A 25,705-nucleotide genomic window follows, 5' to 3' on the forward strand; every position below is an offset into this window, starting at 1 on the left:
GGATTTGAATTTTTCATGAAAACAACGTGTTGCCATGATGAAGTCTGCAGTTTAAAGATGACAAAACGCCTGATTTTTTCGACACAAAAACCGATGGGTCCTATGACTTTTGGCAGTAAGAGAAGATTGGGAGGATGTGACAAGTTAGTTGAAGCGAAGAAACGGGCTATTTAGACATAGCCCGTGAACAATTTACGCGTTTACAAAGCGAATGAAATAATCCATCAATTGAAACTCTTGCTGTAGGTTACTGAACGCAGCTTTGAAATCAGTACCTTTGGGACTTGTTTCCACCAGCTGTTTTGCAAAATCTGCAATTTGTTCGTCTTTAACCGTTTTTGAGTGAATCAGGTTTTGTTTAATAGCGATAAACACATCTTGCTCTGGCGTGGTTAGTGCTAATTCGTCAGCCACAGTGACAGGGGTAGAATGACTTCGTGCGGCGGCCAAAGCCTGTTTAGGCTGTTTCCAAATATTGACTTGTGATAACGCCAGGCATGAACCACTCGCGACTAAAAGTGTTCGCATTGTTGCTCTGCGAGATAGATTAATTTGTTTCATGTTGACCTCTCCTAAACAACTAATTCCAAGGGCTGACAGTGATGGTTGATGGCATTCTTAAGTCGTAACTCCAGCGGCGGTCAGCGTTTTTCGCACGAATATCGTCATCGAGTGATTGAAGTTGAGATTGGAACACATCCAAAAGCGGGTAAACATTGGGATCATGCTTGAATTGTCCTTTGGGGTATTTACCCAAAGAACGGTGCCAATCCTCTGGAAGATCGGTAAAGATCCTTGAGAAGAAAAAGAGACCAGCTCCGACATTCATTGGTGGGCAGACGTTCAGCCAATCTCTTTCTGAATAGCCATGAGTGGGCTCGATAGGGTGGTCGCGGTAAAAGCCGAGAGCGCCAAGCTTCATAAACGATGCAAAACTTGAAAAGCCGTGGTTTACAGACATCCAATAGATAATGCTCGAGATGATATCAACCAAGCGGTCAATCGAATCGGCATTGTCTGGGAAGCCACGAACCTTGCCATCATGAGTGGTTTCGTAGAGGAACGCTTGAAGTTCAGTGTCCTCGATAACGTCGTTATCAGAGTGATAATAAAGACGAAGGTAACCGTCTACCCACTCTCTGATAATGGGCATCATATTGTCATCATCATGTTGTGGATAGTCGTCAATTTGGGCGAGGCTTGGATCGTCCATGCGATCAAACGGTGTACCTTGCTCAAAAAAGCTGTAGTGGTTCTTTCTTCTTACCGTCGCGTTAACAAAGGTGGCACTGCTAAAACCAGATAGTTTTTGAATAGCGCCTGTTAGAAGACCGTTATAGGGATTCCCATAGGGGTCATCATCACCGATGATTTGTGCGCCTACCTCAGTAAATATTCCGGTGTGGTTGTTGGTGACCAATGCCATGAGGTGTGTGTCTAGCAACGGACGAAGCGGGTGGTAATCTGGAATGTTTCGAAAATAGGCGACTGGGATTGGCCCAAGGTAAACATGGGTGGATAAATGATCAATAACCGAGGCCATCGATGTCATGGTAGTGATGGCATTTTTGGCCATTTGCCATGCCCAATAATTGTCAGCAGGCGTGATAATTTTTGACTGAGGATGTTGATTGCCACCGTAACCAAAGATATTGGTGAGTGTCCAGCCAAGGCCATCCCAAAATGAATTTCCAACAGGGGTTTGTGTTGGCTGTATGGCGACGGTTTTTAAAGTATTGCTATGGGTAGGTATGGCAAACAACGCAATACCTGCATGCAACCTTGCGCCATAGTTATCCCAATTTCGCGGAGCGACGGTTTCTTCGTGAAAGTCTTTGAAATCAAGAATAAACAGTCGACCTTCCGTCATGGCTTGGTCGAGATTATCTGATTCAAAACCGGGCACACGCTTAAATTTATCATTGGTCATTGGGAACTTGCGCATGTGTTCGGTATACGGTTGAAGATAGTTGAACACCGGGGTTTGAGATGCGGTCATTAGCCAAGCAATCAAATCGTCGGAGCGGAAGTCGTTGTCATATGGGGCTTTGGGCCATTGTTTGATGCGCTTTTCGTACTCAGGATGAGACGGGCAAAAATCAGGGTAAAAATCGAGTTCCTCGACACTGTTACATTTGCGGTGAGGGAAAGTCACCAAGATAGGATCCATGATCTCAACGGTGAACCTTCCCAAGTTGTTGTCGAACACAGAACTGTAGATAACACTAAGGAAGCTCAAGAAACGCGCGGCAATGTCAGGGGTCAATACGATGGCTGCGAAGTGCTTACCCAAATAGGCAATCGTCCCTTCGAACATGCGAAGGCCTTCAAAATCAGGGTCTGCATCGTTAACCCCAAAATTATACTCTTGCTCTTCGAGTCCTCCGCGGTACTGCCAGTCTTTGGCTGTTTGTACATCCTCGCAAGTGACATTTCCGTGTACAACAGCGCCAGGAAGTTTTGCGTATTCGAAGAAATTATCAATTTTGGCCTGAATCAGAGCTTGTTCGCGCTCGGTAAGCGTGGAGCTATCATATTGAGGAAGTGAGACACTGGGGTACGGATCTTTGAAAAACTCAACACCGCCAAGCCCAACGGGCGGGCCACCTTGTATGATGTCACCGCTATAACACTGAGGTGCATTGAAAAATCGAGCTGCTCTTAAGTCTGAGCTATTTGCTGTTGCTTTAGGCGCATTGATGAGCGCCCTAAGTTCTTCAATTTTATCGTTTGTATCATCGCTCATTGTTTCATCCCTTCATCGCTGCTGGATACGTCACTTAATTAACTTCAACAGTACAAACCGCGGTTAGATCATCCTTTACGCTGAGTTTTATGTACTTGCTGAACAACAGATAACCTTTGGTGATGTAAGCCTTTGATGGATTGTCATGATCTTCTGCACAAATGGATTTTTCATGCGCTGTTGCTACTTAGCTGAAACTGCGAGTTTCAGTTTTTTGAGCAGAAGCCACATATATTCCTCGCCACTAAACGTAATGAGGAAATGCCATGTAAAGGTATCAGCAGATAATCACTAGGGTTTATCCGAACGCGAATAACTGTTGTCCGAGTAAACACGTCTTCTGGTGTAACGTCATTACCGTTCGATCTTTCAAGAAAAGTGTAAACTTTACTGACAAAACTCATCTCTTAATGATGAGATTCGATGCATATTTGATGCAGGTAAGTGGATTCGCTAATTGAAAATATCAGGTATAAATAGGTGCTAGGGCGGGCTGGCGAAATCACGGATGGGGAATATTATCGGTCGGCAATAAGTCGCGGTGACTAACAGGCAGAACAAGGATAAATGAGTTCAGGTCATTACATTGTGGTGCAGTGATTTTACAGTGGCGAGATCAGTCTCGGCACAGGCTAAGTATGGGTTTAGCCTGTGCCGCACTTTGTCTATTTACCGCGAGTACGTTGTTTCTGTTTTTGTGACAGCTTCTGAGCGCGCTTGATTTCTTTGTGCTTGACGGCATCAGAGCCCACGTGGACTTCGCCCCGTTGATTGGCGAGCTGCACTTGTTTCTCTCTCTCCTTGAAACTCGCAATTTGTTCGTCGCTATGCGTGCCAAAGCACTTCGGGCAACTCACGCCTTGCTCAAACTGAGGAGATTGCTTGTCTTCTTCGGTGATGGGGAAGCGACAAGCATTACATAGACTGTAATCACTTTGCTCAAGCTGGTGGTTGACTGCAACACGGCCATCAAAAACATAGCAATCGCCATTCCACAGGCTGTTTTCCTCTGGTACTTCTTCAAGGTATTTTAGAATGCCACCTTCAAGGTGATACACCTCGTCGAACCCTTGCTCTTTCATGTAGGCTGTAGACTTTTCACAACGAATACCGCCGGTACAAAACATCGCCACTTTTTTGTGCTTTGTTGGGTCCATGTTTTCTTTTACGTAGCTAGGAAATTCGCGAAAGGTTTCGGTTTTGGGGTTCACTGCACCTTCAAACGTACCAAGTTCGATTTCATAGTCATTTCGTGTATCAACAACAAACACTTCTGGGTCTGCGATTAAGGCATTCCAGTCGGACGGTTTGACATAGGTACCCACCACATGGCGAGGATCAATGCCTTCGATGCCCATGGTCACGATTTCTTTCTTTAATTTGACTTTGGTTCGGTTGAAAGGTTGTTCGTAACTGAATGATTCTTTGAAATTGATCCCTGCTAGGCGAGAGTCTGCATTGAGATAGGCCAGCAAAATATCGACGCTTTCACGTGAGCCAGACACAGTGCCGTTGATGCCTTCCTGTGCTAACAGGAGAGTTCCTCGGACTTGATGTTTTTCCATTAAATCTGTCAAAGGTGATTGAATATCTAGGTAATCTTTTAGTTCGACAAACTTATATAAAGCGCAGACAACAAACTGACTCACGGAGCTTCCTTTCTAAAACCATGTGCATAGACGGATATTGTAACTGAGGTCATCAGCAACAAACATGGAGAAATTATAGGGATATTATTACTGTGAAGAAAATCCAATGCATAAGTCGGAGGACGCAATATGGACTAAAGACAAGAAAAGCGATGGTACTGCCTTTCTTATCTTTTTGACGTTTGCAGATTAAACGTTATAGAAAATGAAGTCATCCGACGAAAAATCAGAAAGCTGCGAATTGTTAAACACGATAGAGTGGGTATCCGAAAGCGTTAGCTGTACGGTTGGACCTGCCTGTTCAATAAGCAGATCGTCAAATGACTCTGCTACGTTGAGTAGGAAAACGGTATCGATGTCTTGCTCAAAATCGACAATGCGATCGACACTTTGTTGACCTTCAAACAGGTTAGTAAACATAAAATAATCTTGACCTTCGCCGCCAAAATAGAAATCGTTACCACTCGTACCAACCAGATAATCCGAACCATCATTCCCAAACAGGCGGTCGTTACCTATACCACCAATAAGAACATCATCGCCACTGCCGCCCAATAGGGCATTGTCGCCAGCCAATCCGATCAATACATCGTTGCCGCTGCCTCCACGAAGAACATCATCACCGGCTCCTCCGTAAAGGATATCGTTGCCGCGACCGCCGACAACAGTGTCATCGCCGCCGTAAGTGGCGGCATGGCTCAACAGTGCTTGATTCTCGGCAAAAAACTGCTGAACCCCAGCAACTGCATAACTAACATCTGACGGTGAGACCCAAGAGAAGTCTTGTTCTTTGACCGATTCATACAGAGCACTAAGCGTATCTGAAAACGTAGTGTCTTCTGTGTCTAAGTACTCATCAATAGGAATATCGTCACCGAGTATTACATCGTCACCACTAAACCCCACGATGGTGTCAGCACCGTCTAGGCCGTTGATAAAGTCGTCACCATCCGTTCCAGAGAGCGTGTCGTCAACGTCAGAACCTAAGCCTATATAATCAAAATCTATTCCATAAACTGTCGTCATGGTTACCTCCATTGTCTATATATGAACGACCTGTGTTGAATTTAGTGTACAGATTGAGTGATTCTGAAATGTGTCAATAAGTAGAGAATGCCTTTGATAGCAAGTGCTGCAACGGATATGTCAGTGATGAGAATATGTCTGCGCGTCTGGAGGGAAGAAGCGTTGTATATTACCAGTGTTGAGTGATCGCTAGACAAGGTTGATAGGAATGTTCGAAAAGATAAGAAGAGGTGTTAATAGTCAGGTTGAAAGCGTTGTTGATTGAAGTAGTGATTTGCTTAGTGGCTGATATTGGGGAGAGAGTTTGTTTCGGTCTGTGGTAGAATCGTCGCAATTTTTTAAGACGGTATTGCGCCATTTTAAGCCGCAACGACGTACCGTGTATGGATATTCACCATTAACCGCATTTCTTGGATACCGTTTTGACTGCTTCAATCCATCAAAATAACGCGAAAACACTATTCAGTGCCCTTGATGACTGCATGCTTAGAGACAAGTTTCGTCTCAGTAAACGCATCAAGGGCGCTCAACGCATTAAACAAAACGATGCTCGTCAGGCTGTTTTTGACCAAATCGCGCTAGATATCGCTAAGTCGATGCAAGTGCGTATTCAAAGACAAACTAATACCCCGAAAATCACTTACCCAGAACAGCTGCCAGTTAGTCAGAAAAAAGACGACATTGCAGAAGCCATTGCCAACAATCAAGTTGTGATTGTGGCTGGTGAAACCGGTTCAGGTAAAACCACTCAGCTTCCTAAAATTTGTATGGAATTGGGATTGGGCGTTTCGGGTATCATTGGTCATACTCAGCCACGTCGTCTTGCCGCACGCACCGTTGCCACACGTATTGCAGAAGAGCTTGAATCTGAACTTGGCAATACCGTGGGTTACAAAGTTCGATTCAATGATCAGGTGTCAGAAGCATCACGAGTCAAACTGATGACAGACGGTATTTTGCTGGCTGAGATCCAGCATGACCGTTACTTAAATCAGTATGACTGTATCATTATCGATGAGGCACACGAACGTAGCCTAAATATCGACTTTATTCTTGGCTACTTGAAGCAACTGTTACCAAGACGCCCTGATCTTAAACTCATCATTACGTCAGCAACCATTGACCCTGAGCGTTTCTCTAATCATTTCCGTGGTGCGCCAATTATTGAAGTGTCGGGTCGTACTTATCCGGTTGAAGTGCGTTACCGCCCATTGGTTGAAGACAGTGAAGACACTGATCGAGACCAGCTTCAGGCAATTTTCGATGCCGTGGATGAACTTCATGACGAAGGGCCGGGCGACATTCTGATCTTTATGAATGGTGAACGAGAGATTCGTGATACTGCAGATGCCTTAGAAAAGCGCAATCTTCGTGGTACAGAAATTCTTCCGCTATATGCGCGTTTGTCTTCTGGTGAACAAAACCGTGTATTCCAAACCCATTCAGGTCGTCGAATTGTTCTTGCTACCAATGTAGCGGAAACCTCGTTAACGGTCCCGGGCATCAAGTATGTGATCGACCCAGGTACAGCGCGTATTTCACGTTATAGCTACCGTACCAAGGTTCAGCGACTTCCTATTGAAGCAATATCGCAAGCCAGTGCCAATCAGCGTAAGGGCCGATGTGGTCGCGTGTCTGACGGTATCTGTATTCGATTATTCTCTGAGGAAGATTTCCTTTCTCGTCCAGAATTTACTGATCCAGAAATTATTCGCACAAACTTGGCGTCCGTTATCCTGCAAATGACAGCCATCGGTCTGGGTGACATTGCATCGTTCCCATTTGTTCAGCCGCCAGACAGCCGAAACATTTCTGATGGTGTTCGACTGCTTGAAGAGCTTGGCGCTCTAAAAGAAGGCAAAACCCATGATGATAAGAAACAGCTGACTGAAACGGGTCGTGCATTGGCGAAATTGCCCATTGATCCGCGATTGGCTCGCATGGTGCTGGAATCTGCGCGCATGGGCGCACTGAAASAAGTCATGGTGATTGCGTCAGCGCTGTCGATTCAAGATCCGCGAGAGCGCCCATCGGACAAGCAGCAAGCCTCCGATGAAAAGCATCGACGTTTCAGCGACAAAGAATCTGATTTTCTGTCGTTTGTGAACATGTGGGATTACATCCTAGAACAACAAAAAGCGTTGTCTGGTAATCAATTCCGCAAACAGTGTAAAAAAGAATACCTTAACTATTTGCGCGTGCGCGAATGGCAAGATGTGCACTTCCAAATTCGTCAGGTAGTGCATGAGCTTGGTTTTAAAATCAATCAAGAGCCAGCGGATTATCAGTCTGTTCATATGTCATTGCTGGCAGGTTTGCTCTCACATATCGGCTTAAAAGATCAGGAAAAGAACGAGTACCAAGGCGCCCGTAACGCAAGGTTCGGTATTTTCCCGGGATCTGGCATCTTTAAGAAGCAGCCAAAGTGGGTCATGGTGGCAGAGCTGGTGGAAACCTCAAAGCTATGGGGACGCGTGGCTGCCAAAATTCAACCAGAATGGGTTGAGCCACTTGCCAAGCATTTGATTAAGCGTAGCTACAGTGAACCGCATTGGGAGAAAAAGCAGGCTGCTGTTTTTGCTCATGAAAAAGTCATGCTTTATGGAATTCCAATTGTTCCGAAGCGCAAAGTGAACTACGGCAATATCGATGCTGTAGTCAGCCGCGAGATTTTCATTCGCTCCGCGCTGGTGGAAGGAGATTGGGATACCAAGCACAAGTTCTATCATCAGAACCGTAAACTACTAGCCGAAGTTGAAGAACTGGAGAAAAAATCTCGTCGCCGCGATATTTTGGTAGATGATGACACTCTCTATGAGTTCTATGATCAGCGCATTGATTACAGCGTTGTATCTGGGCGTCACTTTGATTCTTGGTGGAAGAAGGCCAGCCGAGACGAGCCAGAGAAACTCAACTTCGAAAAAGCGATGTTGCTGGCGGGTGATGCCAGTCATGTGACTGAGCTCGACTACCCGAACTTCTGGTATCAAGGCAATTTGAAACTTAAATTGTCGTATCAATTCGAGCCGGGGTTGGACCACGATGGTGTGACAGTGCATGTTCCGTTGCCTGTTTTGAATCAGGTTGAACCTGATGGATTTGACTGGCAGATCCCGGGATTGCGTCATGAGCTTGTGGTGGCATTGATCAAATCGCTACCAAAAGCGTTACGACGTAACTTTGTGCCTGCACCAAACTATGCGTCAGCCTTCTTGCAGCGCGTGACACCAATGGAAGCGCCAATACTGGATTCGCTAGAGAAAGAACTCAAGCGTATGACAGGCGTAACCGTGCTACGTGATGATTGGCAACTGACGCAATTGCCAGAGCACTTAAAGATTTCCTATCGCGCTGTGGATCATAAGAACCGCAAACTGAGCGAAAGTCAGGATCTCTATGCGCTGAAAGATGGCCTTAAAGAGAAAGTTCAAGAAACGTTGTCGCAAGTGGCTGATGACGACATTGAGCAACAGGGTTTGACAACATGGAGCTTCGGGCAGCTTCCACAAATGTATCAGCAAAAACGTGGTGGGTTTGAAGTGAAGGCGTTCCCAGCCATCATTGATAATAAAGACTCTGTTGGCATCAAGCTGTTTGAAACCGAGGAAGAACAGCGTCAGGCGATGCAACAAGGTCAGCGTCGTTTGATTTTGCTGAATGTGCCATCACCGATAAAATATCTACACGACAACTTGCCCAACAAATCTAAGTTGGGCTTGTATTTCAACCCGTATGGGCGCGTGTTGGATCTGATTGATGACTGCATTGCTTGTGGTGTGGACAAGTTAATTGAAGCGCAAGGCGGCCTGAAATGGGAGTCTGAATCTTTCGATTCAATGAAAGAGTATGTGCGTGCAGAACTTGGCGATACCGTAGTGGATATTGCGAAACAGGTTGAGCAAATCCTAACAACGGCTTTCAGTATCAATAAGAAGCTTAAGGGCAAAATAGATTTCACCATGGCGTTTGCGTTGTCGGACATCAAGGCGCAAATTGATGGTCTTATATTTAAAGGCTTTGCAACTGAGTGTGGTTGGAAGCGTTTACCTGATATTCAACGTTACCTAAATGCCGTTGAACGACGTTTGGAAAAGCTACCTATCGATCCAAACAAAGACCGTTTGCATATGTTGAAAATCGAATCAGTGGCTGGTGAGTATAAAGAGCTACTGAATAAGATCCCGAAAGGGCAAAAAGTGCCCGTTGCAGTAAAAGAAATTCGTTGGATGCTAGAAGAGTTGAGAGTTAGCTATTTTGCCCAGCAATTGGGGACGCCATACCCGATTTCTGATAAACGCATCAAAAATGCAATTGACGCTATATAAGGCTTTTACAGCACTGTTTCACATCAGACGCAACTTCCCATAAAAACAGAAGCCAGCAGCAATGCTGGCTTTCTCACATTTTGCCGCTATGGCAAGATCTTCACTATCAGATGTAAAAAGCGGCAAGCTAATGCCCCTGCATTCTGTGCAATGTCACCCAAATGATGAATAACAAATCAGCACTGGTGACAGATGATTTCTAACTCGTTGAATGACCATTATTATTCGTTGTCAGACGCTGTTTGGCACGAAATTTGGTATATCGATCACTAACGTTCAAAACGTTTCCGTTTTGGCACGTTGAAGCTGAATGATGTACTAATTGATAGGGAATACCATGTTTAGGGCTGTAAAAGCGCTGTGTGCGCTGATGTTATTGTTGTTGTCGACCAATGTATTTGCATCACACCTTTCTGATGCGAAAACCATGTATAGCCAACTCAGGCTATCGCATGAAGTGTCTTATGATAAGTTTGAAAAAGCATACAACCACTTCAGAACACATAGAGGAAATTCTTCTGTGTTTACGTTGATTGATTACAGTAAGCCTTCGTCGCAAAAACGCTTTTGGGTGTTTGATGCTGCAAAGCGAAAGACGCTTTATTCTTCTTATGTCTCTCACGGTAAAAACAGTGGCAACCTTTACGCTAAGACGTTTTCAAATCGTGTTAATTCACACCAAACATCGATTGGGGTCTTCCGCGCTGGGGAAACTTACTACGGTAAACACGGTTATTCATTGCGCTTAGATGGGCTTTCAAAAGGCATCAATGATAATGCACGCAAGCGTGCCATTGTGATCCATGGCGCTGCCTATGCGCACCCAAAAGTTATTTCGAAAACAGGTCAGCTTGGCAGAAGTTGGGGATGCCCAGCGTTACCGAGCTATTTGTCGAAAAAAGTGATTAATACCATAAAAGACGGCACGTATATTTACGCATTTGGGTAAAGCTTAAGCCTCACACTCACACTCACACTATCAGTCTATTCCCTGGCCTAAACATTGTCAGTTTTGTTTTATTGGCGCGTATCGAGAGAACGCGCCATTTTTATGCATAAATCTGCAACGACATCAGTCTAAATATATAGACACTCTCAGCGTGAATCATTTCTGTGGTACTTCCCATTCACCAAGCGAAAATGGCAGCATAGTTTTCACTTGGAGTCGTGATGAATAAATATCTTCTCGCCGGTGCAATAACGTCAGTGCTGAGTTACCAAGCCTATGTAATGGCGACTGAAAGCCATCTGGCATCCGGTAAAAACAGTAAAATAGTGCAAAAAGACAAAGCTTACATTCCTATACAATTGGCCTCGGAATATCGACACGGTATGGCCATTGATTGGGCGGATTACTTATTCAGCGAAAAACTGGATGGGATTCGTGCGATCTGGACAGGAGAAAGGCTTATCACTCGTCAAGGTAATCAAATTTCTGCACCTGCTTGGTTCACAGAAGCTTTGCCACCTTATGCTGTGGAAGGAGAGCTTTGGTCGGGTAGAAATCGTTTCGAACACATTATGTCAGTGGTGATGGATGACACGCCCAACGACGATGATTGGCAAACCATTCAGTTTATGCTGTTCGATTTACCAACACTGGATGGAGACTTTACGACGCGATTTGATGCATTAGTACACCTTGTGAATTCGACTGATTCTGACCATATCCAGTATGTGCCTCATTTTCCTTCCTTGAGTGAGCACCACATTGAGAGACTGCTTCGAGATATTGATGGCAATGGCGGAGAAGGCCTTATGCTGCGAAAAATGTCTAGTGGATATTTGTCGGGACGCAGCGATAACGTATTGAAGTTTAAGATCTCAAAAGATGCTGAGGCCTTAGTCGTTGGTTATCACGAAGGAAAGGGTAAGCATCAAGGTCGAATGGGTTCACTGATGGTGAAAACGGATAGCGGCAAAGTCTTCAAAATTGGTACGGGATTTAGCGATAAGCAAAGAGAAAATCCTCCTGAAATCGGCAGTATGGTGACATTTCGCTACAACGGATACACCAAGAACGGTATTCCCAAATTTGCACGGTTTATGCGTGTTGATGAAACCAAGCAATGAAGGTCAGTGTAACAGTGCATTAAAGAGAAACCTTGAGTCACAGTTTGCAGATAAAACATGGAAGATTTCTGAATTTGTTCAAAAACTTAACAGAGTCACATTTGTGCTTTGTTAAGGGTTTTGGATATGCAAAAAAAGCGTCGGCCAACTATGCAAGATGTCGCTGAACGGGTAGGGGTTACGAAGATGACGGTGAGTCGTTATCTCAAATATCCAGATCGCGTCGCTAAAGTGACTGGCGAGCGCATTCAATCTGCGCTGGACGACGTTGGGTATATCCCTAACCGAGTACCTGACATTCTTTCTAACCGCCGCAGTCATACTATTGGTGTCGTCCTTCCATCCCTAAGCCAGCCTGTTTTTCATCAAGTTATCAAAGGGATTGAGAAAGTGACTGAAGCCTCTAAGTATCAAGTGATGGTAACTCACTGTGGTTACGACTTAGAGGCAGAAGAACAACGTATTCAATGTTTGTTGTCGTTCAATGTTGATGGTCTTATCCTCGCTGAGAATCAACACTCTGACCGAGCATTGAGAATGATTGAAACTGCGGGTATTCCTGTTGTGGAAGTCTTGGATGCAGATACCTGTATTGAGCGAATGTCTGTGGGAATAGACAACGAGCAGGCAGCAACCGCGATGGTGACCTTAATGATTGAACGAGGTTACAAGAACATTATTTGTTTGAGTGCTAAAAAGGGGATCAGAACTCAAAGCAAGCTGCAGGGTTATGTGAATGCCATGGAGAGTGCTGGATTACAAGCGCGGAGTTTGACGGCAAAATCTGAATCTTCAGTTTCACTGGCAAAGAAAATGACGCGAAAAGTCCTTGAGCGATATGGTGATACTGATGCATTTTTCTGCACCGACGATGAACTGGCTGCGGGTGTGTTACTCGAATGCCAACAACAAAACATTGATGTACCGGAAAGAATGGGCATTGCTGGCATCCATGCGTTGGACATTGGACAATCCATGATGCCAAAGCTTGCAAGTGTTGTGACACCAGACGTTGAGACGGGCGAGCGTGCGATGTTATCACTTCTCTCTGTGATAGAAGGGCACAGTATGCCTGTTGAGCCGTTAGAATTTGAAATTGATGAAGGCGAGAGTTTACTCTCGCCATATTAACCATATTATCTTATCACCACAGCACCACAGCACCACTTCAGCGACTAATAGCGCTTTTGCTCAGGCGCTTGTAGCAGGCACAGGTTGCTGGCTCGTTGCTTCTTCTAACAAGAATAAAATTGAACGATACGGTATCCCGCTATGCTCAGTTAAACCGATTTCACAGGTTCGACTATTACTAAAACCGCGTGTACACCCGGATGGAATTTGCTCTTTAAGTGGATTCAATGCAGACGCATTAAGCTCTGGTGTAAAGAACCCCTTGTCGCCCGCGAAGCCGCAACACTCAATATGTTCCGGAACAATCACTTCTTTCGCACAAGCCTGCGCGGCATTTAGCAACGTATCTGCTAACCCCATGCGTTTTGTACTGCAGGTTATATGCAACATAACCTTTTCATCGAGCGGTGTGACCTCTAACTCCTTCAACAGATATTGAGTAATAAAACCTGCGGGTTCAAAGATATCCATTTCTTTTTCAAATTGTTCTTTGCTCAGTTTGCCGCATGGGCTGGTGTCCATCAGGATTGGCCATTTACCGCGTTGACTGGCATGCCACAAAACATCTTGGAGCTGATCACTCTTACTCTTGGCGATGTTGGTCATTCCCTTGCTGTCATAGGGCATCCCACAGCATTGGTCTTGTAGTGCATTAGGGATGATAACTTGATAGCCAGCACGCTCAAGTAGTGACATTGTCACTTCTGTAAGTGTTCTACCATCCTGACTTCCCACTTCATTGGCCATATTTCGGCTGGCACAAGAAGGGAAGTAGACCACTTGCTTCTCTCGGGCGACTGATGAGCTTTCGATGTTACTTCGGTTGGCCGTCGGGAAGCTTTTGTGCCAAGACGGGCTTCGTCCTTTCGTGAGCGAGCGCAGTCCATTGACGGTTTTACTCATGACCTTCTCACCCAGTGACTTTTGCATCACCTTGTTAGCAGTGAGACCTACACGAGCGACTGCCGTGACTGCTGAGAAATGATCTGCCGTCCAGCGCGCAATCGGTTCATAGCGTTGGTATTTGTCTATACGAATCTGTTTGATGAGATCGCCAGTATTAATGCCAACCGGGCATCTATCAGCGCACAATCCTGTTGCTGCGCAGGTATCAACGCCAAGGTAGTCAAACGCCTTTTGGATTTCCTGATGACGAGATGTGTTTCCTTCCCGTTCTAATCGGCTTAACTCACGATAGATAACAATACGCTGACGGGGAGATAGGGACAGCGTTCTAGAAGGGCAGACAGCTTCACAGAAACCACACTCAATACAGCGATCGATAATGTCGTCCGCTTTTGGCATCGGCTTAAGATGGGTGATATGTGCGTTCGGATTGTCGTTGATGATCACGCCAGGGTTAAGCAGACCGTTGGGATCAAATAAGGCTTTAATGCGTCGCATCAATTGATAGGCGTCCGCGCCCCATTCAAGCTCAACATACGGGGCCATGTTTCTGCCCGTACCATGCTCTGCTTTCAACGAGCCGCCATATTTTACCGCCACCAACTGTGCAACGGCATCCATGAACTTGCCGTAGCAGGCAACTTCCTCCTCGCTTTCGAAGCCTTGAGTGAAAACAAAATGAAGGTTGCCTTCAAGCGCATGACCAAAAATGATCGCTTCACGGTAACCAAAATCGTCAAATAGCGCCTGTAATTCTCGAATACCTGCGGCAAGACGTTCAACAGGAAACGCTACATCTTCAATAATGACGGTAGTTCCTGCTTCTCTGACAGCGCCTACCGCGGGGAACATGCCTTTGCGGATCCCCCATAGCGTTGCGATAGTTGGCGCATGCTGGGTGAACGCAACTTGATGCGGAACACTGAACTCTGCCAGAATTGACATCACTTCATGACAGTGTGCGTTTAACGTGTCCTCTTCACTCGCTCTAGACTCCACTAGCAAAGCGCAATGCTCAAGGTTGAGTTGAGGGAGAAAGTCAGGCACTCCTAGATTGTATGCGACCGACTTAAGTGCACGACCGTCCATCATTTCAACTGAAGAGACTGACGCATTTGATAGTGCTGTCACTGCGTTAGAGGCCGCTTCAATGTCATTAAACACCAAAAGCGCGGAAGCCTTGAAAGGATGTTCTATCACCGTGTTGTAGGTGATTTCTGCAATAAAGCCCAGTGTGCCTTCTGAACCGACCATCAAGTGCGTGAGCACGTCCAACGGGTCAGAGAAGTCGATGAGTGCGTTAAGTGCATAACCAGTGGTGTTCTTTAGGCGGTATTTATGTGCAATACGCTGCTTTAATTCAGGGTTCTGGCTGACCTCAGCGCAAAGGGATTGAATACCGTCGAGCAAATATTTGTGACTTTCTTTAAACGCGGAAATAGACCGATAGTCTGCGGTGTCGAGGACAGTCCCATCATGAAATACCAGCTTCATCGAATCGACGGTTTTGTAGGTGTTTTGTGCAGTGCCGCAACACATTCCGCTCGCGTTATTCGCGGCGATACCGCCAATCTTACAGCTGTTGATAGAAGCAGGGTCGGGGCCAATTTTACGTTGGAACGGCATGAGGTACCGGTTGGCGTCTGCGCCGATAACGCCGGGCTGCAGGCGTATTCTCTCGCCGTTGTCGAGAATTTCATGCTGTCGCCAACTGTCAGTTAACGTGATCAGCACGGAATCTGACACGGCTTGTCCTGATAGGCTCGTACCCGCCGCACGAAAGGTAAACGGAATGCGCATTTCGCCACAGGTGGTGATGATGAAGATGATGTCATCGAGTGTATCTGCCTGCACGACGACTTCTGGGATCAACCGATAAAAGCTAGCATCGGTGCCAAATGCCAGCGTTCGAGTGGCGTCAGTGATAAGCCGTGTGTCTGGAATTCTCAGCGCAAGCTGCGATAGAAGTTCCGTCTTCGTGTCGTTTGTCATCCTTGGTGACATGGTTACTCCTCAACCATAAAGACAATTAGTCGCTTAGGTCCATGTGCACCATAAGCCAATGTTTGTTGGATGTCGGCAGTTTTTGATGGGCCAGAGATGAGCAGTAAATTGGTGGGAGGCTGGGTATCCCATCCTGCTTCTGTCCAAAAAGGTGTAGCCATCAACTCATTGAAGTTACTAACAATGTCACATTCACGCAGTATGGCAATATGTGTAGGGGGAACGAGTGACAGAGCTCGCGGTTCTTTTTCACCCGTGACAATTGCAAGTGTCCCTGTATCAGCGATGCCGGCGGGAATAACCGAAAGACTGGCATCAATGTCGTTGAATAATGCAACTTTGTTATCATCTAATGGCTGATCATAGGTTTTCACGTCACAGGAAAGTCCTGTGTCGTTCAGTATGGACCGATAAGGATTGTCCTTCCCAAGCAGAATGGTGCGAAATGCGTTGTCGCGAATGAAAGCGATTAGTGAGTTATCAAGGCTGTCTTTTGTTGTTTGAATCACTTCGGCATGTGCAGCCGTCATGCAGCTAATAAATCGCTCAACGCGGTGAGCTAAATCAGGATCATGCCATGCTTGCCAATCAGGAAGCTCGGTATTGGCTGACTGTCTTGGTGCTGCCTTCAGTTTTGCGAAAATCGCCGCACGCGCATTTTGGCTTCGAATATTCATTGTTTATCTCCTTTACGCTTGGCAATTCTCGCTTTCAACGACACGGTTGCGAACTTGGGCTTGACGCGACATTGGGTCCAATTACCAAGATGATTGGGGATCACGCCATTCATCTTTCGCGCAATGCTCAGTGCGTTGTGATAAAGGGAGGGATGGCTGGCAGCATAAGCAAAACCTTTCATTGCCACCTTTTCTAACTTGCTTTCATCTGCATCCTGCCCCCGAAGTGGTTCGTGACCAGTAGAAGCTTTATGTTTGGCTTCCTGTCTGAGCCTTTGAAGCATGGCGGGAATAGGAATTCTGACGGGGCACACTTCTTCGCACGCTCCACAAAGGCTAGAGGCTGTGATGATGGATTTTGTGCTTTCTAATCCCATCATGTGTGGCGAAATAATCTTTCCAATAGGTCCGGGATATACAGTGCCGTACGCATGGCCGCCTATTCGTGTATAAACAGGGCAGTGGTTCATACAGGCTCCGCAACGAATACATTGCAAAGTTTTACGTAATTCTTCGTCGTGGTATGCCTGACTGCGGCCGTTATCTAGCAAGATAAGGTGAACTTCTCTAGGGCCATCAAGCTCTCCGTCTTTGCGTGGGCCACTGATCATATTGAAGTAAGTGGTAATATTTTGCCCTGTCGCGGAACGGGTCAGCGCACTGTACAGCGGAGGGATATCTGATAGGAACTCAACGACTTTCTCTATTCCCGTGATCGCAATGTGCACATCAGGAATCGTTGTACACATTCTTCCGTTACCTTCGTTTTCCACTAAACACAGGGTGCCCGTTTCAGCCACGGGAAAATTAACTCCGGAAATACCAATATCCGCATCTTGGTAGGCTTGGCGAAGCATCGTTCGACCGGTATTGATCAAGCGATCGACATCGGTGGTGGGCGTGAAATCCTGAATGTTGTGTTCAAAGGTATCGGAGACTTGCTGTTTGTTTTTGTGAATGGCGGGCATGATGATGTGAGAGGGGGTATCCCCGTCTAATTGAACAATATATTCGCCCATGTCGCTTTCAAGGCATTGTACCCCGAGTTTTTCCATGTGGTGATTGAGGCCGATTTCCTCACTGACCATGGATTTACCCTTCACCATGAGCTTGGCGCTATGCTTCGCGGCAAGTTCGCTAAATATTGCATTCGCTTCGTTCGAATCTTGCGCCCAATGTACTTGTATACCATTTCGCTGGCATTGAACTTCTAGCTTTTCGAGCAGTTCTGGTAGTTTGCTTAAGCAGCGTTTGCGTATCGCTTCCGAACGATCTCTGACAGCGTTTTCTTCGCTAGCATCAGGGAAAGCATCGCGTCGCTTGTTGCGCAGGTAATCCATTGCACCGCGAAAGTTCCCCCTTAGTTCGCTGTCTTTGAGTGCGTCATGAGCTTGTTGATGAAATCGTTCCGGGCGATTGTGACTCATGATACTTCTCCATCCAAACACGTACGTTTCGCCAAAAAGCGAGCAATGTGCTGGCCTTTGATTGGTTTGCCTTGATATTCCAACGCGCCATTGATATTCAGCATGCAACCCCAATCTGCGCTGATGAGTTCCACTGCGCCACTGTTGATTAAATTTTGCGTTTTATCCGTTACCATCGCTTCACTGATATTGGGATGCCGTACTGAGAATGTACCACCGAAGCCGCAGCATTCTTCCTCATATGCCGCTTGTTTGATCTCGACGTTGATTAACTGGTCGAGCAAATGCGATGAATAGCGATGAACATTCATTTCACGTCTCGCCGCGCAGGAAGTATGGATAACAACCGAGGTGGGTTCGCCACTGTCCTCGAGTTTTACACGGCAAACATTGGTGAGAAATTCGGTAAATTCATAAACTCGTTGAGAGAATGATGTCGCTTGTTGCTCTAGCGGGTGATTTGCGAAAAGCTTCGGATAGTGGTGCACCATCATGCCGCCGCATGATCCAGAGAGAATAACAATGGGAATGGGTTGAGGGAAAAGTGACATTTGGTGTGCCGCAACATCACGTGATTCTTCGGTATAACCTGAGCTATATGCTGGCTGTCCGCAGCAGGTTTGTTTTTCAACAAAGATGACCTCGATACCTTGTTTTTCTAGGACTGTTATGGCGTCAATGCCAGTGTCTGGGTCAAACATATCCACGAGACACGTTGCGTAGAGGTATATCTTTTGTGGTTTTGCAGGGTAAATTCGGGTCTGTTGCATAATTCGTCCTCGTTACACAGTGTTCTTTGATGACGCCGCCCAATCCTAGTAATGGCAACACCCACTTGCTGTTACTCGAGAATAGGTAATTGCTATAAGCGAATAAATAGCATTAAATGAATTTATTATTTCCAAATTAGAGATAATCAATGCGTGCTGATGATGTCATTTTATTTGCTCAGGTGGCGGAACTAGGTTCATTCAAGTTAGCTGCAGATAGGCTTGGCTTAGCCAACTCTGTCGTCAGCAAGCGTATTCAGAGGCTTGAACAAGATTTGGAGGTGCAATTACTTCACCGCACCACCCGAAAACTCTCGTTGACAGAAGCGGGTGTGTCACTTTTACCAACCGCAAAACAGATGGCACAGCTTCGGCAGGATGTTACTGAGTCTGTGACGCAACTCTCTTCAGTGATTAAAGGAACGTTACGTGTCTCTGTACCAACTATCTCAGGTGATCTCTTATTGGCAGAAGCCATCGCGGAGTTTGCTTCTCTGCATGATGAGCTAAGGATAGACGTAAAACTCAGTAACCGATTCGTAGATCTTATTGATGAGGGCTTTGATTTGGCTATTCGGACGGGCTATTTAGAAGACTCTAGCCTGATCGCACGACATATTATTGATTCACAATGGTTAGTATGTGCTGCGCCAAGTTATATCGCTAAATTCGGTAAACCAAGCTCTCCTGAGTCGCTCGAGTACCACAACTGTTTACACTATACCTATCAGTCAACGGGTGAGGGGGATTGGGAGTTCTTTATTCCGGGCACGGAAGACAAAAAAATCGTGAAAGTGAACGGGAACTTTTCGACAAATAATGCGGCTGCATTGAGAAAGGCAGCAATAGCGGGACATGGTATTGTTTATGTACCTAAGTGTTTGGTTTACCATGATTTACAAGCGGGTATATTGATGGACATTTTCCCACATCAAGTTGCCAAAAAGCTTGGTATTTACGCGATATATCCTTTCACACGTCATCCATCCCCAAAATTGCGGGCACTCATTGCCCATATCCGAGATAGATATCTCGCAATGGCTCACTACTTCTAGGTATGGACTGATAGATTAGTGTTATCACTAGTAATGCGCGGGTATTTGAAAAAAATTAACCGCCACTCGGCGGTTAATTACAAGGTATTGATTACGCGAGGGAGCTGGCTAAATCTCGACCTAGTCCTCTGTTGTTTTCGATGACGCCGATGATGTCTTCGCTCAATCCTAACATGCTGTATTCAAGTTGATGATTAAGCCAGGTTTGCTGTGCTTCTTCATCTGCGAGATCATCCCAACTATCATCAATTTTACGTGCAAGGTTGATATTCGCTGCGAGTTGAGAAAACTCATCACCTTGCACCGCAGAATATTGGTGTGCAATAGCATTAACCAATGTATCAGCAAATTTCCAGTTTTTTGCTAATAGCCCACCAAGTTCAGCACCATCAGTGCTCAATACAATTTGCTGTGCTTCAGCTTTGGACTTTCCTGTTTCCATATGAAGCTCAACTTTTTGAGCTTTGTCTGGATAGACGGTATAGATGAGTAGGTCACCAATGTTGTGAAGCATACCTGCTGTAAACGCTTCGTTTTGGTCTGCTTTTAACTCTTTGGCTAACACTTTACACAGAGTTGCCACTTCAAAAGTTGTTCCCCAAAACTTATTAAGGTCAAGGCCTTCTATCTTAGGAAAGGTACTCATTAAGGCAGAGGCTGTCACCAGTGTTCGAATCGGTCCAAGCCCTAGGCGAACCACAGCGTCATCGACAGAAGCAACTGAGCGACCACGTCCAAAATGCGATGAGTTTGATAACCGTAATACACGCGCACTGATCACCTGATCTAAGGCAATCTTCTTAGCGATATTATTCATATCAGAGTTATCGTCGTTAACAAGGTCCATAAGTTCTTGAACAACTTTTGGAATCTTTGGAAGCTTGTCAACGTGTGAGAGTAAAGAGGCAGTTGTCATATTCGACTCCAAGGCTAAGTCCACATTTTAAATATAGAACACAGTCTCGAATTTGTGGTTAAATATTACACATAAGACACTGACAGGTATAAAAAACCCCGATTAAATCGGGGCTTTTATTGTGCGCTTAAATGCACATGAATGCATAAAAAGCGAACGTGTTAGCTATGCGGTTGTGTTGAAAGAAATGCTGACTTTCTTACATTGAATTTATCTACCAATGCTTCAACTGCCGAATGTTCAAATTCTCTAAGTCCACTGCAAACCATTGTTTTTTTGCCTTCACCAATAATCTCGCCGTTTTCTTTGAAGCAAAATGCTAACGAGACAGTACCGCGTTTACCCGATACCAACATGTCGGAATGGGTAAGCTCGACGGTAGGTGAGCTGAAATCAAGATGATGGAAATCAAGTTGCATACTTTCGTAGATGACGAGTGGGCGATCGGGATTAATCATCATCCCGCTTTTTTCCATCAGCGGAACCATAATATGCGGGAAGTTCATGCCGGAAAATTTCACATAGTTTTCCGCTACGCGGGCGGCGAGCTCTTGATCAACGAGGTTTTCACCACTGCGAGCCATTGTTAGATAACACTTACCGTTAGCATCAAGCACCTGCATATTTGCAGATTCATCTTCTTTAAAGATAAGTGGCATATTGTCAGACACCATACCTGCGAATGACACGTGCATTTTTTGGCTAATACCTGCTTTAGCAAGCAGGATAGAAAACAATAGGTCGCCTGGAACACAGAAACGCTTGGAATCTTCATCATGAATCGGGTTGTAATCACCCGCAACCAGTTTGGCAAAATGGCTTGCTTGCTGACGAGAAAAGGTTAACTGGTCGTCGCTTTGACTAAAGAAGTTATTTAATTGCATGATGCTATAGAAGGCTTTCTGGTTAATATTGTGGGCATTGTAACTGACTCAAGTGCGTCAAATGGTCTAGCCAGTTTAAATCAACTTGGTGTTATCACCTCTGAGACCAATTAATCACTGACAAAGCGAACCAGGCTGCCGAGCGTTACATAATGTGCCCTTGATACACACGGTCAAATTGGCGAGTTTGAAACGCTACCGTCATCGCCTTTGGGAAGAACAATAACTCGGGGAGTTTATCTAGTGGCATCCATACGTAGCCTATTTGGTCTTTGTCAGGGTTGGAGGGCGCCGCGACTGAGCGGAAATCGGTTGCTTCAACGAACAGTTCGATTTGATGCAAGTGTTTAGGCAAGAACGTGGTGTCCAACTTGTCTGCAATGACTTCTCTGACAAACAGCACATCTCCCATTGTGGCTTCGCCACCCGTTTCTTCAAGCAGCTCGCGTTGAAAGGCAATATCGAGAGTTTCATTATGTTGAATACCGCCGCCAGGTAAAATATACCAAAGACCACGTTCATCTCTGTGTTCGGCAAGTAAAAGCGTGTTGTCACGATAACAAACAGCCCGGACGGAAACGCGTAATGGATGCATGATTCTTCCTTTGAATGATGCCAGTTGGCTTAGGGTGATAGCAATTGGCTATGACCCTTATCAACGAGGGAGGTTTGTTGAAGATTAGCGCGTGTGGCAGATCTATTTCAAGGCTAAGTGAGCTTTGATGTAGAAGCGGGTTCACTTTCTTTTTTATAGAAATTGAAAAAATTCTTTCCGTTGTTTTTCACAAAGTACATGGCTTCATCAGCTTGCTCTATGAGGGCGGGCACTGAACTTTCATTATCTGGATATACGCTTATACCTATGCTCGAACCCACGCTGGCGGTTTGTTCATGACCAATGTGAATCGGTTGAGAAATTTGGAATTGAAGATCCGTTGCAATATCTGACACTGCAGATTCATAGTTAGGGTTATATGAAAATGCGATTAAAAATTCATCTCCACCCCAGCGAGCCACCACATCTGACCCTCGGAAGAACTGTTTAATACGTTGGGCAACTTCGATAATGACTTTATCGCCCGCATCGTGTCCGTAGGTATCGTTGACGTGCTTAAAACCATCGAGATCTATCATAAGTACCGCAAAATTACGCTCTTTCTTTTGTGCATCAATGACCGAGCTTTCGAGTTTACTCATTCCGGCTCTGCGGTTAAGCAATTGCGTGATAGGGTCATGCTCCGACTCATAGATAATGTTTTGCTCACGTTCTGCCCGTTCCGTGATGTCGTAAAGCACGACTTCTAATAGGCTATCGTCTGGATTATTAATGTCTTCAACCTTTGAAAACAGGCAATGTACCCAACGGTCAGCTGCGCGTACTTTGTGTTTAAGTTGAATGTCTACAGCACTGAATTGATTCCCTGGCTTTGCCCAAAAGTCTTCAATAAACTCTTTGATCACTTGTGGGTCATGAAAAAATGCCGTGAAATCTGTTTTAGAAAATCGCTCAGTATCAACAATAAAGGTCTGTCCGAGTAGCCTTAAAAGAGCAGGGTTCGCAACAATAAGTAGGTTATTCGCGTCGATCAATCCTATGCCTGCACTCGCTCGTTCGAAAATGAAGCGGAATTTCTTTGACAGGTTCTCTGTCTGAGAGCGGAGATCTCGCTCGTTATCAATCTGACTATTGACGGCATCTAGTAATGTGTTGATATCTTTAACTAATGCGCCAATTTCGTTCTGGCTATTCCCCGTAGGCACGTTGATTCGTGTTGAATCCCCCGGGGTGATCAAGTGAAAACGATTTGCGACGTATTTGAGTGGTTCGGTCAATATTCTATTAACGATAAAAAGCGTTAATAACGCGATTATAATGGAGTAGGCGACCAATACGACGACTTGGATTTTTGCTAATGATATTGCGTTATTCTCAATGTACTTCTGATTCGGATAAATGAGGAGATCCCCGACAATCTCGTTTTGGTTGAAGGGAGATCGAATAGGAAAAATCACCGCGATATCAGAGTGGGTTAGGCTACCTTCACCCTCAAATGAAGCAGACAAACCGTTTTGACTTGTGAGCCGTGCTGCAGAGATGATGTCATTCGCTTCAAGCCCACGCAGGACTTCTTCTGCTAACTCTTTGTTACCAAGGTACATCGCAATAGATGCGGTTTGCTCTACCGTAACAACAATCTGATTAATTTGGTTTCGAGAGCGATTAACTTCCTCGTGGTACGACATATAGAACCAGATAACAGAAGCAATGATCGAAAATAGGAGCGCGCCACTTGCAACCCCTGAAGCTACACGTATGTGTACGTTTTTACTGAGGATTTTCAAATCGGTATACCACTTTTAGTCCTTGAGTGAGCTCTGCTTCATTAATATATGCAATGGCATTTTTATTTTTCTTTACATAATCGATAACGTCATCGATAGAGGGCACTGTTTGTGGAGGCTCTGACTTGCCAGTGAAAAGGAGTCGCGCCCAATAGGCATTAATTTGAGCAACTGATTTTCCAACCAACTGGCGGTAAAAGGCTTCACGCACTGGACTGTTATTGGGTAAGTCTGTGGTTAACACTTCTGAACCGTCAGGATAGGCGTTAAACCGCCCCATATAGAGGTCGACAACTTGGCGAGTCGATAGGTCAGCGACAGGGTTTTCTTGATTAACAACAACAACCAGTTCTGCACGGACTGAGGGAGCCCATGCTAACCAAGTGATTGTGAGTAGTGCTAATACAAGTTTCTTCATATCAGAATACAAACGTTAGACTAATTGAATAAGTGTCAATGTAGCTAGGTGGAACAGCACTGATGCCTTCAATGGTTGTTAGCCATGCTCCAGCATTGCCGTCATTTATCCACGTACGTTCTATTTGCCCCTTGAGTGCGATTTGAGAATCAAGATCAATACGAACACCAAAGCCAAGACTTTCTTGGTCTATCACTCGCGTGTCTAACGAAGCCTTGGTGAAATTGTATAGCCCAGCAATAGCCGGAATTTGAAGTGCTTGTAGACTAGGCGCTTCAAGTTCGTAGAACTCACCAACTGACTTGGCCCGTGAGACAAATCCAAATGCCGTCACATTGCTAAACGATTTACCTACGCTCAGATAGCCTGCTGCTAGGTCAGGGAAGAACGGCCACTCTGCATCTGTGTAACTAAGTTCTGTTTGAAGTGTCCAATCCCCGGTTTCGTAAAATGCGCCGAGAGAATAATAATTAAAACGAGAACCAATAAAGTTAAAATCCTTACTGATACTTCCAACTTCAGGCCAAAGTTGGGAAAGCGCAGGATCTTGTTGGAGAGAATCTATGATGCCTTCTGACGGGTTGCCTTCGTCAACTTTGGTTGTTGCTGCAACGCTGGAAAATAGCCAATCATCGATTGAATATGAGAGCTTTGCACCAAGAACTGGGGATAAGGTTACATCGTAAGGATCGCTCGTGGTCTCAATGGTGATGTTGGATTTTCCGCCAAAGAGACGTGTTTCTAATAAGCCTCCACCTATCTGATAGATATAAGCAATATCAGCACCATCAATACTGGCAATGGGAATGTTGGCGTAGAAATCGGTAATTGGCTTTGTCCAGAGGTAGGCAAAACCAACATCTCTATATTCAGAAAGCATGTAAAGAGGGGTGGCAATTCTGCCCACGCGGGCAGTGAAGTTGGGAGTCACCCTATATCGCAAAAAAGCCCATGCAATGGTTTTGTCTAAGTCGTTTTCGATGCGGTCTTGAAATACACCCTGTATCACGAAATCTACGTTTTGTGACACCTTTGCGTTAAGTTGAAGTCCAAATGCAGAACCTGTGTCTGCAGCCCAGCCACCATACTGTGCGTCTTTTGTTAGGTCGTATTTGTAACCGAAATCCTCTGTGCCTGATTTGATGAGGCTGATGTTACCAAATCCGCTTACTTGAATGTGCTCGTTAGCCGAAACGGTTGAGGCCGTCAGCAACAAGAGTACATGGGTCAGTAAGGGGAAAGTAAAACGCCGCAAATTTCCGTTCCAGTATCAAATTAAACACACCTATTAAATATAAGACATATTTCAGATTTCACGTGTAAATTCAATAAATCAAACCAAATTCGACCATGGT

The 25,705-nt window shown here is 45.3% G+C and carries 19 protein-coding genes; 5 read left to right on the forward strand and 14 right to left on the reverse strand.

The genetic code is table 11. The features are described from left to right. Positions 1–192: 192 nt before the first annotated feature. The 4 genes from L4D06_RS08225 to L4D06_RS08240 form a co-directional block, all read right to left on the reverse strand. Positions 193–561 (reverse strand): hypothetical protein, encoded by a 369-nt coding sequence (locus L4D06_RS08225; RefSeq protein ID WP_429738759.1) that lies wholly within the window; start codon positions 559–561, stop codon positions 193–195. 19 nt (positions 562–580) lie between these two features. Continuing rightward, entirely contained in the window at positions 581–2,746 is a 2,166-nt protein-coding gene (locus tag L4D06_RS08230; RefSeq protein WP_429738760.1) for a lipoxygenase family protein, read from the reverse strand. 665 nt (positions 2,747–3,411) lie between these two features. Next, on the reverse strand, positions 3,412–4,395 hold the full coding sequence (trhO, locus tag L4D06_RS08235) for an oxygen-dependent tRNA uridine(34) hydroxylase TrhO (RefSeq protein ID WP_429738762.1): 984 nt from the start codon (positions 4,393–4,395) through the stop codon (positions 3,412–3,414). Between the two features lie 189 nt (positions 4,396–4,584). After that, positions 4,585–5,421 (reverse strand): calcium-binding protein, encoded by an 837-nt coding sequence (locus L4D06_RS08240; protein WP_274162524.1) that lies wholly within the window; start codon positions 5,419–5,421, stop codon positions 4,585–4,587. 422 nt (positions 5,422–5,843) lie between these two features. Between L4D06_RS08240 and hrpA the strand changes: the two genes are divergently transcribed. From hrpA to L4D06_RS08260, 4 genes are all read left to right on the forward strand, one after another. After that, positions 5,844–9,746 carry an ATP-dependent RNA helicase HrpA gene (gene hrpA, locus L4D06_RS08245; RefSeq protein WP_429738763.1) on the forward strand — a complete coding sequence of 1,301 codons (3,903 nt, stop codon included), beginning with the start codon at positions 5,844–5,846 and terminating at the stop codon, positions 9,744–9,746. A 337-nt stretch (positions 9,747–10,083) separates the two neighbouring features. Next, positions 10,084–10,695, forward strand: a complete 612-nt coding sequence (locus tag L4D06_RS08250) for a murein L,D-transpeptidase catalytic domain family protein (RefSeq protein WP_274162526.1) — start codon at positions 10,084–10,086, stop codon at positions 10,693–10,695. Positions 10,696–10,916: 221 nt separating this feature from the next. After that, on the forward strand, positions 10,917–11,819 hold the full coding sequence (locus tag L4D06_RS08255; protein ID WP_274162527.1) for a DNA ligase: 903 nt from the start codon (positions 10,917–10,919) through the stop codon (positions 11,817–11,819). A 126-nt stretch (positions 11,820–11,945) separates the two neighbouring features. Beyond that, positions 11,946–12,950, forward strand: a complete 1,005-nt coding sequence (locus tag L4D06_RS08260) for a substrate-binding domain-containing protein (protein ID WP_429738765.1) — start codon at positions 11,946–11,948, stop codon at positions 12,948–12,950. Positions 12,951–13,010: 60 nt separating this feature from the next. Here L4D06_RS08260 and L4D06_RS08265 read toward each other — a convergent pair whose 3' ends face one another. The 4 genes from L4D06_RS08265 to L4D06_RS08280 are packed head-to-tail and all read right to left on the reverse strand — an operon-like array spanning position 13,011 to position 18,734. After that, positions 13,011–15,860, reverse strand: coding sequence for an FAD-binding and (Fe-S)-binding domain-containing protein (locus tag L4D06_RS08265; protein WP_429738767.1), 2,850 nt, complete (start codon positions 15,858–15,860; stop codon positions 13,011–13,013). 2 nt (positions 15,861–15,862) lie between these two features. Next, the gene (locus L4D06_RS08270; RefSeq protein WP_429738769.1) at positions 15,863–16,537 is read right to left on the reverse strand and encodes a LutC/YkgG family protein; all 675 of its coding nucleotides are present in this window, start codon (positions 16,535–16,537) and stop codon (positions 15,863–15,865) included. Beyond that, positions 16,534–17,964, reverse strand: a complete 1,431-nt coding sequence (locus L4D06_RS08275; RefSeq protein WP_429738770.1) for a LutB/LldF family L-lactate oxidation iron-sulfur protein — start codon at positions 17,962–17,964, stop codon at positions 16,534–16,536. The genes L4D06_RS08270 and L4D06_RS08275 overlap by 4 nt, the downstream gene beginning before the upstream one ends. Next, a complete protein-coding gene (locus tag L4D06_RS08280; RefSeq protein WP_429738772.1) occupies positions 17,961–18,734 on the reverse strand; it encodes a (Fe-S)-binding protein in 774 nt (257 codons plus the stop codon). The genes L4D06_RS08275 and L4D06_RS08280 overlap by 4 nt, the downstream gene beginning before the upstream one ends. 149 nt (positions 18,735–18,883) lie before the next feature. On the opposite strand from L4D06_RS08280, the gene L4D06_RS08285 reads away from it, so the two are divergent. After that, complete coding sequence (locus L4D06_RS08285; RefSeq protein ID WP_429738774.1) at positions 18,884–19,789, forward strand: LysR family transcriptional regulator; 906 nt, start codon at positions 18,884–18,886, stop codon at positions 19,787–19,789. 91 nt (positions 19,790–19,880) lie between these two features. On the opposite strand, the gene L4D06_RS08290 is transcribed toward L4D06_RS08285, so the two are convergent. The 6 genes from L4D06_RS08290 to L4D06_RS08315 all read right to left on the reverse strand — a co-directional run bounded on the left by L4D06_RS08290 (position 19,881) and on the right by L4D06_RS08315 (position 25,605). After that, positions 19,881–20,705 (reverse strand): HDOD domain-containing protein, encoded by an 825-nt coding sequence (locus L4D06_RS08290; protein WP_429738776.1) that lies wholly within the window; start codon positions 20,703–20,705, stop codon positions 19,881–19,883. A 161-nt stretch (positions 20,706–20,866) separates the two neighbouring features. Beyond that, positions 20,867–21,589, reverse strand: a complete 723-nt coding sequence (locus L4D06_RS08295; protein WP_429738778.1) for a DUF3581 family protein — start codon at positions 21,587–21,589, stop codon at positions 20,867–20,869. Between the two features lie 145 nt (positions 21,590–21,734). Continuing rightward, positions 21,735–22,184 carry an NUDIX domain-containing protein gene (locus L4D06_RS08300; RefSeq protein WP_274162536.1) on the reverse strand — a complete coding sequence of 150 codons (450 nt, stop codon included), beginning with the start codon at positions 22,182–22,184 and terminating at the stop codon, positions 21,735–21,737. Between the two features lie 113 nt (positions 22,185–22,297). After that, positions 22,298–23,833, reverse strand: a complete 1,536-nt coding sequence (locus tag L4D06_RS08305) for a diguanylate cyclase domain-containing protein (protein WP_274162537.1) — start codon at positions 23,831–23,833, stop codon at positions 22,298–22,300. 82 nt (positions 23,834–23,915) lie between these two features. Then, positions 23,916–24,350, reverse strand: a complete 435-nt coding sequence (locus L4D06_RS08310) for a type 2 periplasmic-binding domain-containing protein (RefSeq protein ID WP_429738781.1) — start codon at positions 24,348–24,350, stop codon at positions 23,916–23,918. 1 nt (position 24,351) lies between these two features. Then, positions 24,352–25,605, reverse strand: a complete 1,254-nt coding sequence (locus L4D06_RS08315) for a hypothetical protein (RefSeq protein WP_429738782.1) — start codon at positions 25,603–25,605, stop codon at positions 24,352–24,354. Positions 25,606–25,705: the final 100 nt, after the last annotated feature.

Origin of the sequence: Enterovibrio makurazakiensis, from assembly GCF_050336585.1 — a bacterium.
GTDB lineage: Bacteria > Pseudomonadota > Gammaproteobacteria > Enterobacterales > Vibrionaceae > Enterovibrio > Enterovibrio gelatinilyticus.

Excerpts from the sequence above, each read along its gene's own strand:
- L4D06_RS08240 (WP_274162524.1), bottom strand. The coding sequence starts at position 5,421 with ATGACGACAGTTTATGGAATAGATTTTGATTATATAGGCTTAGGTTCT.
- L4D06_RS08265 (WP_429738767.1), bottom strand. The coding sequence starts at position 15,860 with ATGTCACCAAGGATGACAAACGACACGAAGACGGAACTTCTATCGCAG.
- L4D06_RS08250 (WP_274162526.1), top strand. The coding sequence starts at position 10,084 with ATGTTTAGGGCTGTAAAAGCGCTGTGTGCGCTGATGTTATTGTTGTTG.
- L4D06_RS08290 (WP_429738776.1), bottom strand. The coding sequence starts at position 20,705 with ATGACAACTGCCTCTTTACTCTCACACGTTGACAAGCTTCCAAAGATT.
- L4D06_RS08230 (WP_429738760.1), bottom strand. The coding sequence starts at position 2,746 with ATGAGCGATGATACAAACGATAAAATTGAAGAACTTAGGGCGCTCATC.
- L4D06_RS08255 (WP_274162527.1), top strand. The coding sequence starts at position 10,917 with ATGAATAAATATCTTCTCGCCGGTGCAATAACGTCAGTGCTGAGTTAC.
- L4D06_RS08280 (WP_429738772.1), bottom strand. The coding sequence starts at position 18,734 with ATGCAACAGACCCGAATTTACCCTGCAAAACCACAAAAGATATACCTC.
- L4D06_RS08310 (WP_429738781.1), bottom strand. The coding sequence starts at position 24,350 with ATGAAGAAACTTGTATTAGCACTACTCACAATCACTTGGTTAGCATGG.
- L4D06_RS08270 (WP_429738769.1), bottom strand. The coding sequence starts at position 16,537 with ATGAATATTCGAAGCCAAAATGCGCGTGCGGCGATTTTCGCAAAACTG.
- L4D06_RS08285 (WP_429738774.1), top strand. The coding sequence starts at position 18,884 with ATGCGTGCTGATGATGTCATTTTATTTGCTCAGGTGGCGGAACTAGGT.
- L4D06_RS08275 (WP_429738770.1), bottom strand. The coding sequence starts at position 17,964 with ATGAGTCACAATCGCCCGGAACGATTTCATCAACAAGCTCATGACGCA.
- L4D06_RS08260 (WP_429738765.1), top strand. The coding sequence starts at position 11,946 with ATGCAAAAAAAGCGTCGGCCAACTATGCAAGATGTCGCTGAACGGGTA.
- L4D06_RS08295 (WP_429738778.1), bottom strand. The coding sequence starts at position 21,589 with ATGCAATTAAATAACTTCTTTAGTCAAAGCGACGACCAGTTAACCTTT.
- L4D06_RS08300 (WP_274162536.1), bottom strand. The coding sequence starts at position 22,184 with ATGCATCCATTACGCGTTTCCGTCCGGGCTGTTTGTTATCGTGACAAC.
- L4D06_RS08305 (WP_274162537.1), bottom strand. The coding sequence starts at position 23,833 with ATGTCGTACCACGAGGAAGTTAATCGCTCTCGAAACCAAATTAATCAG.
- L4D06_RS08225 (WP_429738759.1), bottom strand. The coding sequence starts at position 561 with ATGAAACAAATTAATCTATCTCGCAGAGCAACAATGCGAACACTTTTA.